This window comes from Christiangramia qingdaonensis (assembly GCF_048381525.1).
Taxonomy (GTDB): domain Bacteria; phylum Bacteroidota; class Bacteroidia; order Flavobacteriales; family Flavobacteriaceae; genus Christiangramia.
This window is the reverse complement of record NZ_JBLWIM010000008.1, coordinates 233,596-243,422: the sequence shown is the minus strand read 5'-3', so window position 1 is coordinate 243,422 and position 9,827 is coordinate 233,596. Positions and strand designations below refer to the sequence as shown.

Here is a 9,827-nt window from a genome sequence, read left to right as displayed (position 1 = left end):
AACGAAAAGGCATTTCAGCGATTAAAACATATCAAGCAGACACTTTTCTATAAGAAGGAAAAGGGTTGAATTTAAAAAAAAACTAAACTGGATCTAAACAAGATCCTTCAGCATATAACATAAGTTATATCGACCTGAATTATTGCTGGTTGATTCATAGAACAAAAGTTAGTTATGAAAAAAGTAGTTATAGCATACAGTGGAGGTTTAGATACTTCATATTGTGCAAAGTATTTATCTGAAGAAGAAGGTTTTGAAGTTCATGCCGTAAGTGTGAATACTGGAGGATTTTCAGAAGAAGAAATAAAAAATATTGGTGAAAATGCCAAAAAGATAGGAGCGAGTAGCTATAAAAATATCGATGCGGTCAACTCCTTTTACGAAAAAGTGGTAAAATATCTCATTTTTGGAAATGTTCTTAAGAATGATACTTATCCTTTATCTGTAAGTGCAGAGAGGATCGTACAGGCCATGGAAATCGTGAATTACGCAAAAAAAACAGGTGCTGGATATATCGCCCATGGTAGCACCGGTGCAGGAAACGACCAAGTTCGATTTGATATGATCTTCCAGATCATTGCCCCAGATATACAAATTATAACTCCTATAAGAGACAAACAACTAAACAGACAGGAAGAGATCGAATACCTTAAAAGTAAAGGGGTCGAGATGAACTGGGATAAAGCAAAATATTCGGTTAATAAAGGTCTGTGGGGAACCAGTGTTGGAGGAGCAGAAACTCTGACTTCAGAAAAAGCATTGCCAGAAGAGGCATTTCCTTCTCAATTGCAGGAAAAAGAACCAAAGCAAATTAAGTTAACATTTAAACAAGGTGAGCTCATTGCTATTGATGGAAATGAAAACGAACCTGTGCAGAATATAGATATCCTTGAAGGGATCGCTTCAAAATTTGCAATTGGAAGAGACATTCATGTAGGTGATACGATCATAGGAATTAAAGGTAGAGTAGGTTTTGAAGCAGCTGCAGCACTTATCACCATAAAGGCGCATCACCTTTTAGAGAAGCATACGCTAAGCAAATGGCAATTACAACATAAAGAATATACCTCGAACTGGTATGGGATGCATCTGCATGAAGGATTGTATCTAGATCCGGTGATGAGGGATTTTGAAGCGCAATTAGAAAGCTCCCAATCAAAAGTGACCGGTGATGTTTTTGTAAGCCTGAAACCTTACCATTTTAGGCTGGATGGGATTAGCTCGCCGAACGATCTTATGAACAGCAGTTTTGGGAATTATGGTGAAGAGAACAAAGCCTGGACAGCCGAAGATGCCAAAGGATTTATTAAGATCCTTTCTAATTCAGGAAAGATATATCAACACGTAAATCAGGATTCATGATAGAGGCAGGAATTATTGGAGGAGCAGGTTATACTGCGGGAGAATTGATCAGGATCTTATTATACCATCCTGAAGTAAACCTGAATTTTGTCTACAGCACTTCTCAACCCGGCAGGCCTGTTCATAGTATTCACCAGGATCTTATTGGAGAGACTGAACTGAAGTTCACTAATCTGATCAATAAGGAAGCAGACGTGGTTTTTCTTTGTCTCGGACATGGGAATTCTAAAAAGTTTCTTTCAGAAAATGAGTTTTCAGAAAGAACGAAGATCGTAGATCTAAGCACAGATTTCAGAATGAAGTCGAATGACCACACCTTTGTTTATGGTCTTCCGGAAATGAATAAGGATAAGATCCAGTCTGCCAGTTTTATTGCGAACCCGGGATGTTTTGCTACTGCGATTAGCCTGGCAATTCTTCCATTAGCGCAGGCAGGTTTCTTGCTGGAAGACGTTCATGTGAATGCCGTAACTGGTGCGACAGGTGCTGGTACTTCGCTTTCTAAAACAACTCATTTTACCTGGAGGGACAATAACTTTTCAGCATATAAGAGTTTTGAGCATCAACATTTGCAGGAAATAGGGCAGAGTCTAAAGCAGCTTCAGGAAACTCATAGTGCTGCGATCAATTTTATTCCGAATAGAGGGAATTTTTCAAGAGGTATTCATGCAACGGCGTACACAAAATTTGAAGGTGAACTGGAAGAGGCAAAATTGATGTATTCCGAATTCTATAAAAATGCCGCGTTTACTTTCATTACTGAAGAAGAAATGCACTTAAAACAAGTGGTTAATACTAATAGGTGCCTGTTGAGGTTGCAAAAATTTGATGATAAATTATTGATCACAAGCGTAATCGATAATCTACTGAAAGGAGCTTCAGGACAGGCTGTTCAAAATATGAATCTAATGTTTGGCTTTGAAGAGAAGACAGGTTTGAATCTAAAAGCAAGTTATTTCTAAAATTTCACAATTGGATGATTTTATCTATTACACAAGAACCAATGATAATTAAGGTGATATGAAAATAGCAATTATAGGTGCTGGGAATCTAGGTGTTTCTATTGCGAAGGGCCTCATCTTCAGTAATGCGTTTACCACGCTTTACCTAAGTAAAAGAAAGATTGAAAATATCCAGGAATTTGAAGAATATGCAAAGGTTCATGTAACTTCAGATAACCTGAAAGCAGTCAGAAATTCTGATATTCTGATCTTTGCCGTTCAGCCCACGCAGTTTGAACGCATTCTTGAGGAGATCAAAGAGGAACTTACAGATAAGCATGTTTTGATCTCAACAGTTACCGGCTTTAAGATTCCCAGGATCGAAGCCATCATTGGTCAGGATCATTACATTATCAGGTCCATGCCTAATACGGCGATCGCTGTTGGGAAATCCATGACCTGTTTGTGTAGTAATGAAGTAGGTGAAAAAAGAATTAAGATCGCTGAAGCTATTTTCAACAGATTGGGAACCAGTATTATCATCCCTGAGAATAAAATGCAGGCAGCCACGGTTATTTGCGCCAGTGGTGTCGCTTTCTGGCTGCGTTTAATACGTGCGACTACTCAGGGAGCTGTGCAACTTGGGTTTGATGCGAAGGACGCGCAGGAGCTCTCTATGCAAACCTGCCTGGGAGCCGCCAGTCTTTTGATAGAATCAGGTAAACATCCGGAGGAAGAGATCGATAAGGTAACCACTCCAAGAGGCTGCACTATAGAGGGTCTTAACGAGATGGAGCATAACGGCCTGAGTTCCTCGCTGATTAAAGGAATACAAGCCTCTTTTAAAAAGATTAATACAATATCAGACCAGTAATTATGGAATTATTTGATGTTTACCCGTTATACGATATCACCCCGGTCAAGGGTGATGGTTGCTATGTTTATGATGAAAGCGGCAAGAAGTACCTGGATCTTTATGGAGGTCACGCGGTCATCTCCATTGGTCATTCGCATGCAAACTATGTACAGGCCATACAAACTCAGGTTGCACAACTTGGCTTTTATTCCAATTCCATCAAAAATCCCCTGCAAAATGAACTTGCAGATAAACTGGAGGAAATTTCTGGAATTAAGGATTATGCGCTGTTCTTATGTAGCTCTGGAGCTGAAGCTAATGAAAATGCTCTAAAAGTCGCTTCTTTTCATACTGGCAAGGACAGGATCATTTACTTCGAGAATGCTTTTCACGGTAGAACTTCTGGCGTAGTGGCGATTACCGATAATGAAAACATCAAAGCACCATTCAATAAAGGTCATAAGGCTACCCGACTGGCATTTAATAACATAGCTGCATTAGAAACTGAATTCAAGAAAGGGGATGTTGCAGCAGTTATTTTTGAAGTGATCCAGGGTGTTGGCGGACTGGATGAAGCAGACTCCGGTTTCTACAAGGCCGCAGCCGATATTTGTAAGGAGTACAATGTCATGCTAATCGCAGATGAGGTACAGTCTGGGTTTGGTAGAACCGGAGAATTCTTCGCTTTTCAGAAGCATGGAATTAGGCCAGATATTGTTAGTATGGCCAAAGGAATGGGGAACGGTTTTCCTGTCGGCGGAATTTTGATCGACCCTAAAATTACTCCTCACTACGGAATGCTGGGTACGACTTTCGGCGGAAATCATCTCGCATGTGCTGCGGCGATTTCAGTTTTAGATACTATCAAAGAAGAAAACCTGATGCATAATGCTACTGAAGTTTCAGAATATATCCGGGAGGAAGCAGCTAAGATTTCAGAAATAAAAAAGATAAAAGGTCGGGGTTTGATGATAGGACTGGAGTTTGACTTTGAGATCGCTGCACTTCGGAAGGAACTTTTATTTGACTTCCAGGTATTTACCGGGGCGTCATCAAATAAAAAACTACTCCGAATCCTTCCACCATTAAATATTCAGAAAGAACAATTTCAGATCTTTTTTGAAGCTTTAAGGCAAGCATTGAAAAATCAAAAAATAGGCTCTGAAGCTTCGTAACGACCACTTCAGAAAAAATAATTAGCATAGTCAGTAAACTTCGGTTTTCAGAAAAGTATAAGAATGAAAAACTATATAAACCTATCAGATATTGAGGATCTTAAAGCTTTGATCCATGACGCAAGAGCCATGAAATCAAATCCTCCAGAGGAAAAACCTGGAAAAGGTAAAACTCTGGGAATGTTATTTTTCAATCCAAGTCTTCGTACCCGTCTAAGCACTGAAAAAGCTGCCAGATTACTAGGTATGGAGGTGATGGTCATGAATGCTGACAAAGATGGTTGGGCGTTAGAATTTGAAGAAGGTGCGATTATGAATTCAGACAAAGCAGAACATATAAAAGAAGCAGCTGCAGTACTTTCACAATATTGCGATATTATCGCAGTACGAGCATTTCCAGGCCTTAAAGACAGGGAGAAGGATGAAACTGAACTGGTGATGAATAGTTTCAAAAAATACGCTTCAGTTCCCATAGTGAATCTGGAAAGCGCTACTGGCCACCCGTTGCAGGCTTTAACAGATGCGATCACCATTCAGGAATTAAGTGAGAAATACCGTCCTAAGGTAGTGTTGACCTGGGCTCCGCACCCAAAAGCCTTACCACAATCTGTAGCGAATTCTTTTACTGAAGTGATGCAGAAAATGGAAGTTGATCTTGTGATCGCTAATCCTGAAGGATATGATCTGGATCCAAAAATTCGAAAAGACGTTCGTGTTGAGCATGACCAGGAAAAAGCTTTTAAGGACGCCGACATTGTATACGTAAAAAACTGGAGTAGTTATAAAAAATACGGTCAGGTACTCGAGGTTGAAGAAAACTGGACCGTAGATCAGGCTAAATTAAAGAAAACCAATAACGCAAAAGTGATGCATTGTCTTCCTGTTAGGAGAAACGTCGTGATTGCTGATGATATTCTGGATAGTGAGAATTCCATTGTGATTCAGCAGGCGAATAACAGAACCTATGCAGCACAAGCGGTATTAAAAAAATTACTGGAATGCTCGAAATAGTTCACAATCCGGCGACAGATGTTCTTAATGTCATTAAAATAGGAGGGAAGCTCATTGAAAACCAAGAGCTGCTAGATTCTTTCCTGAAAGATTTTGTTCAGCTTAAAGGTCCTAAAATTCTTGTACACGGAGGTGGAAATAAAGCTACTGAAGTCGCAGAAAAATTAGGCATTGAAACTCAGATGTTAGATGGCAGAAGAATTACGGATAAGAACTCTATGGAAGTGATCACGATGGTTTATGGAGGACTTTTAAATAAAAGTATCGTTGCACAATTACAGGGAAGTAAACAAAATGCGATCGGACTTTGCGGAGCAGATGCTAACGTACTAATTTCCAAAAAACGTGAAGTTAAAGAAGTTGATTACGGTTTGGTTGGGGATGTGGTAAAAGTGAATATTGAATTTATCAAATCACTTTTAAAGCAGGAGATCGTACCCGTATTTTCAGCGATTTCTTCTACCGAAGAAGGGGTTTTGCTGAATACCAATGGAGATTCGGTAGCTTCAGAAATAGCGATTGCTATGAGCAATATCTATACAACCCAGCTTTTTTACTGTTCAGAAAAGAAAGGAGTTCTAAAGAATATGGATGATGATAATTCAGTGATTGCTGAGTTGAATCCAGAGAACTATCAGCAATTGAAAGCATCTAAAGTGATCACAGATGGGATGTTGCCAAAACTTCATAATTGCTTTGAAGCCATCAACAGAGGAGTTTCTACCGTCTATTTAGGAGATGCTGAACTTTTGAAAAATGGTGCAAAACATACAAAAATTGTACACTAATGCAGATCAAAGAACTTCAGAAGGAAGCGTTGCAACTATTGCAGAACCTGATTAGGACCCAGTCTTTTTCAGGAGAGGAAGATAAAACAGCAGACTGGCTTGAAAAATGGTTTACAGACCACAACATTCCACATATGCGTAGTCTTCATAATGTCTGGGCGACGAATGAGCATTTTGACGATACTAAACCAAACCTATTGCTCAATTCTCATCATGACACGGTAAAACCAAATTCAGCTTATACCAGAGATCCTTTTGAGGCAAAGATTGAGAATGGTAAATTGTATGGACTTGGAAGCAATGATGCGGGTGGCTGCCTGGTATCCCTACTGGCTACATTCACTTATTTATATTCCGAACAGAATTTAAATTATAATATCATTTTCGCCGGAACTGCGGAAGAGGAGATCAACGGAAAGAATGGGATTTCACAATTATTACCAAACTTGCCGAAAATAGATGTCGCGATTGTAGGGGAACCAACCCTGATGAATCTTGCAGTGGCTGAAAAAGGTCTGATAGTTTTCGATGCTGTTGTAAAGGGAACTCCTTCCCATGCGGCACATCCAAATCCTGATAACTCGATCTATAAAACTGCGCGAGTTCTGAACTGGTTCGAAAACTTTAAATTAGACAAATTGTCTGAAAGTCTTGGAGAAGTGAAAGTGACGGTTACGCAGATCAAGGCTGGAAGTCAGCATAATGTAGTGCCCGCTAGGACACATCTGGTGATCGATGTTAGGGTAAATGATAAGTATAGCAACGAAGAGATCGAGCGGGTTTTAAAAGAAAAAGCACCAGTAGATGAGATCACTGCGAGAAGTTTAAGGTTGAATTCGTCTTCGATCCCACTTGATCATGACCTTGTAAAAGCAGGAATAGAGATAGGGATGGAAACTTACGGTTCCCCAACACTTTCAGACCAGGCGATGTTAAGCTGTCCTTCACTAAAACTAGGACCGGGAGATTCTACCAGGTCACATTCGGCAGATGAATTTATTTATGTAAAGGAGATCGAAGAAGGTATTGAAAAGTATATAAAGTTGCTTGAGAGAGCACTTAAGAAATAAAATCACTGGAATTGCTACACTGAGCTTGTTGAAGTGTGACAAGCTTAGTGCAGCAAAAAAATAGATATTGGGCATCCTGAATTTATTTAAGGATCTATGAGAAGCTGAAATCTAAGATTCGGCGAAGTCAAACAAAATCGGGATAACACAGACTAAAATAAAAACTATGAAACTTTGGGATAAAGGCATTTCAATAGATAAACAGATCGAGAAATTCACTGTGGGAAATGATCGTGAACTCGACATGCATCTAGCTAAATATGATATACAGGCGTCCACCGCACACGCTAAAATGTTGGGGCAAGTTGGGATTCTGGAATCACAGGAAGTAGATCTATTAGTTTCAGAATTGGAGCTATTGAACCAGCAACTCGAAAATGGTGAATTTGAGATCGAAGAGGAATTTGAAGATGTGCATTCCAAGATCGAATATGAACTCACTTCCAAACTGGGCGATACTGGTAAAAAGATTCATACGGCCCGATCAAGAAACGACCAGGTTCTTGTAGCACAACAATTATATTTTAAAGAGAACCTGCTAGATATTTCTGGAAAAACCAGGAATTTGATCGATATACTTTTAAAACTTGCAGAGGAACACAAGGAAAAATTGCTTCCCGGGTATACACATCTTCAGGTGGCGATGCCTTCCTCTTTTGGTTTATGGTTTTCAGCTTACGCAGAATTATTAATTGATGATCTATACTTACTCGATGCCGGGCAAAAGATCGTGGATCAAAATCCGCTGGGTTCTGCTGCAGGATATGGCTCTTCATTTCCTATAGACAGGGAATTTACCACCAGGGAACTGGGCTTTGCAACTCAGAAATATAATGTTGTAGCTGCCCAGATGAGTAGGGGGAAATGTGAGCGAACGGTTACTTCCAGTATCTCATCTCTTGCAAACACACTTTCCAGGTTTGCTATGGATATTTGTTTGTATATGAGTCAGAACTTTGATTTTATCACTTTTCCGGATGAGTTGACAACCGGTTCCAGTATCATGCCACACAAGAAAAATCCTGATGTTTTCGAACTGGTTAGAGGAAAATGCAATAAGCTGCAGGCGATCGCAAATGAAATGATCCTGATCACTAATAATCTCCCTAGTGGATATCACAGGGATTTTCAGCTTATTAAAGAGAATAGTATTTACGCGGTGGAAAACATCAAAGAAATCCTAGATGTTTTCACCTATTCCATCAGCAAGATCATTGTTAAAAATATCGATATCAGGGATGAGAAATATAAATATCTGTTTAGCGTGGATAGTATCAACGAACTCGTGATAGGAGGAAAGTCATTTCGAGATGCTTACCAGATCATTGGAGAACAGGTCCAAAATGACACTTATGAAGCTACTGAAGGCATGCAGCATACTCATTCCGGTAGTAAGGATAATCTTTCATTAAATATGATCAGGACAAAATTGCAACAGTTATAAAACGACAGGCCTCCTGAAAAACCAAATTTCCAGGAGGCTGCAGTCTACAAACATGAACTAAAATTTAAATAATGGTCGTTTGCCCTAAACTCAGGTTTTCCTTATTTACAATATGATTTTCAGTGTCACTGATGACGCTTTCCAGAAAATCTCCAACCCTTTCGGTCGAGTAATGATTGTCTTTATTGATGTCTATAGTGCAGACATTCAGTTTTAAGCTTAGATCTACCGCCATCCTAACCGTATCAGCTTCGGCTTTAAGTCCTAAATGATCCAGTAGCATCGCAGCAGAAAGTACAGAAGCTAAAGGATTTGCGATTCCCTGTCCGGCGGCCTGAGGATAAGATCCATGAATAGGTTCAAAAAGTGCATTTTCATTTCCTACGGAAGCTGATTCCAATAGTCCAATACTACCACCAATAACACTAGCTTCGTCTGAAATAATATCACCAAACATATTTTCGGTTAGAATCACATCGAATTGTCTGGGATTGAGGATCATTTGCATGGCTGCGTTATCTACGAATAGGTAGTCCACTGCTACCTCAGGATACTGCTTAGCGATTTTATTAACCGTTTTTCGCCATAAACGAGATGTTTCCAGCACATTAGCTTTGTCTACTAGCGTTAATTTGTTCCTCCTTGTTTCCGCAGCTTTAAAGGCCAGATGAGCTACGCGTTCAATTTCTTCTACGGAATAAGTGCAAAGATCTGAAGCGCTTTGACCATCTTCTGAAGTGCTTTTTTCACCAAAATATATTCCGCCGGTAAGTTCCCTGAATATGATCATATCTGCTCCCTCAATATTTTCTCTTTTAAGCGGAGACTGGTGTAAAAGGCTTTCGTGAGCTTTTACAGGTCTAATATTAGCGAAAAGACCTAGTTCTTTTCTAAGGCGTAACAAGCCCTGTTCCGGCCTTACTTTCGCAGAAGGATCATTGTCATATTTAGGATCACCAATCGCCCCAAAAAGCACAGCGTCAGATCTTTTACAGAGTTCCAGTGTTGTCTCAGGCAATGGATCCCCCAACTTATCAATTGCCACCGCGCCAACTACAGCTTCTTCAAAAATGAACTCATGATCAAATCTATCTGCAACAGCCTTCAGCACTTTTACTGACTGCTGTGTTATTTCAGGACCAATCCCGTCTCCGGGAAGTACAGCTATATTAAATTTCAT

General features: G+C 39.7%; 9 protein-coding genes. 8 read left to right on the top strand and 1 reads right to left on the bottom strand.

Translation table 11 applies throughout. The annotated features are described in order from the left end of the window. Nucleotides 1-174: 174 nt before the first annotated feature. From argG to argH, 8 genes are all read left to right on the top strand, one after another. Nucleotides 175-1,362: an argininosuccinate synthase gene (argG, locus tag ACNI3T_RS01805; protein ID WP_418226379.1), complete on the top strand. Its 1,188-nt coding sequence runs from the start codon at nucleotides 175-177 to the stop codon at nucleotides 1,360-1,362. Next, nucleotides 1,359-2,324, top strand: coding sequence for an N-acetyl-gamma-glutamyl-phosphate reductase (gene argC / locus ACNI3T_RS01800; RefSeq protein WP_418226378.1), 966 nt, complete (start codon nucleotides 1,359-1,361; stop codon nucleotides 2,322-2,324). The genes argG and argC overlap by 4 nt, the downstream gene beginning before the upstream one ends. 58 nt (nucleotides 2,325-2,382) lie before the next feature. Beyond that, nucleotides 2,383-3,177, top strand: a complete 795-nt coding sequence (gene proC / locus ACNI3T_RS01795) for a pyrroline-5-carboxylate reductase (protein ID WP_418226377.1) — start codon at nucleotides 2,383-2,385, stop codon at nucleotides 3,175-3,177. A 2-nt stretch (nucleotides 3,178-3,179) separates the two neighbouring features. Further along, entirely contained in the window at nucleotides 3,180-4,334 is a 1,155-nt protein-coding gene (locus ACNI3T_RS01790; protein WP_418226376.1) for an aspartate aminotransferase family protein, read from the top strand. A gap of 63 nt (nucleotides 4,335-4,397) precedes the next feature. Continuing rightward, on the top strand, nucleotides 4,398-5,345 hold the full coding sequence (locus ACNI3T_RS01785) for an N-acetylornithine carbamoyltransferase (protein ID WP_418226375.1): 948 nt from the start codon (nucleotides 4,398-4,400) through the stop codon (nucleotides 5,343-5,345). Next, nucleotides 5,333-6,133, top strand: a complete 801-nt coding sequence (gene argB / locus ACNI3T_RS01780; RefSeq protein ID WP_418226374.1) for an acetylglutamate kinase — start codon at nucleotides 5,333-5,335, stop codon at nucleotides 6,131-6,133. Before ACNI3T_RS01785 ends, argB begins: the two co-directional genes overlap by 13 nt. Further along, nucleotides 6,133-7,203, top strand: a complete 1,071-nt coding sequence (locus tag ACNI3T_RS01775; RefSeq protein ID WP_418226373.1) for a M20 family metallo-hydrolase — start codon at nucleotides 6,133-6,135, stop codon at nucleotides 7,201-7,203. The genes argB and ACNI3T_RS01775 overlap by 1 nt, the downstream gene beginning before the upstream one ends. A 166-nt stretch (nucleotides 7,204-7,369) precedes the next feature. Continuing rightward, nucleotides 7,370-8,647: an argininosuccinate lyase gene (gene argH / locus ACNI3T_RS01770; RefSeq protein WP_418226372.1), complete on the top strand. Its 1,278-nt coding sequence runs from the start codon at nucleotides 7,370-7,372 to the stop codon at nucleotides 8,645-8,647. A 64-nt stretch (nucleotides 8,648-8,711) separates the two neighbouring features. Here the strand turns inward: argH and leuB are convergent, their stop codons facing one another. After that, nucleotides 8,712-9,827: a 3-isopropylmalate dehydrogenase gene (gene leuB / locus ACNI3T_RS01765; protein WP_418226371.1), complete on the bottom strand. Its 1,116-nt coding sequence runs from the start codon at nucleotides 9,825-9,827 to the stop codon at nucleotides 8,712-8,714.

Excerpts from the sequence above, each read along its gene's own strand:
- argG (WP_418226379.1), top strand. The coding sequence starts at position 175 with ATGAAAAAAGTAGTTATAGCATACAGTGGAGGTTTAGATACTTCATAT.
- argH (WP_418226372.1), top strand. The coding sequence starts at position 7,370 with ATGAAACTTTGGGATAAAGGCATTTCAATAGATAAACAGATCGAGAAA.
- proC (WP_418226377.1), top strand. The coding sequence starts at position 2,383 with ATGAAAATAGCAATTATAGGTGCTGGGAATCTAGGTGTTTCTATTGCG.
- argB (WP_418226374.1), top strand. The coding sequence starts at position 5,333 with ATGCTCGAAATAGTTCACAATCCGGCGACAGATGTTCTTAATGTCATT.
- ACNI3T_RS01790 (WP_418226376.1), top strand. The coding sequence starts at position 3,180 with ATGGAATTATTTGATGTTTACCCGTTATACGATATCACCCCGGTCAAG.
- argC (WP_418226378.1), top strand. The coding sequence starts at position 1,359 with ATGATAGAGGCAGGAATTATTGGAGGAGCAGGTTATACTGCGGGAGAA.
- ACNI3T_RS01775 (WP_418226373.1), top strand. The coding sequence starts at position 6,133 with ATGCAGATCAAAGAACTTCAGAAGGAAGCGTTGCAACTATTGCAGAAC.
- leuB (WP_418226371.1), bottom strand. The coding sequence starts at position 9,827 with ATGAAATTTAATATAGCTGTACTTCCCGGAGACGGGATTGGTCCTGAA.
- ACNI3T_RS01785 (WP_418226375.1), top strand. The coding sequence starts at position 4,398 with ATGAAAAACTATATAAACCTATCAGATATTGAGGATCTTAAAGCTTTG.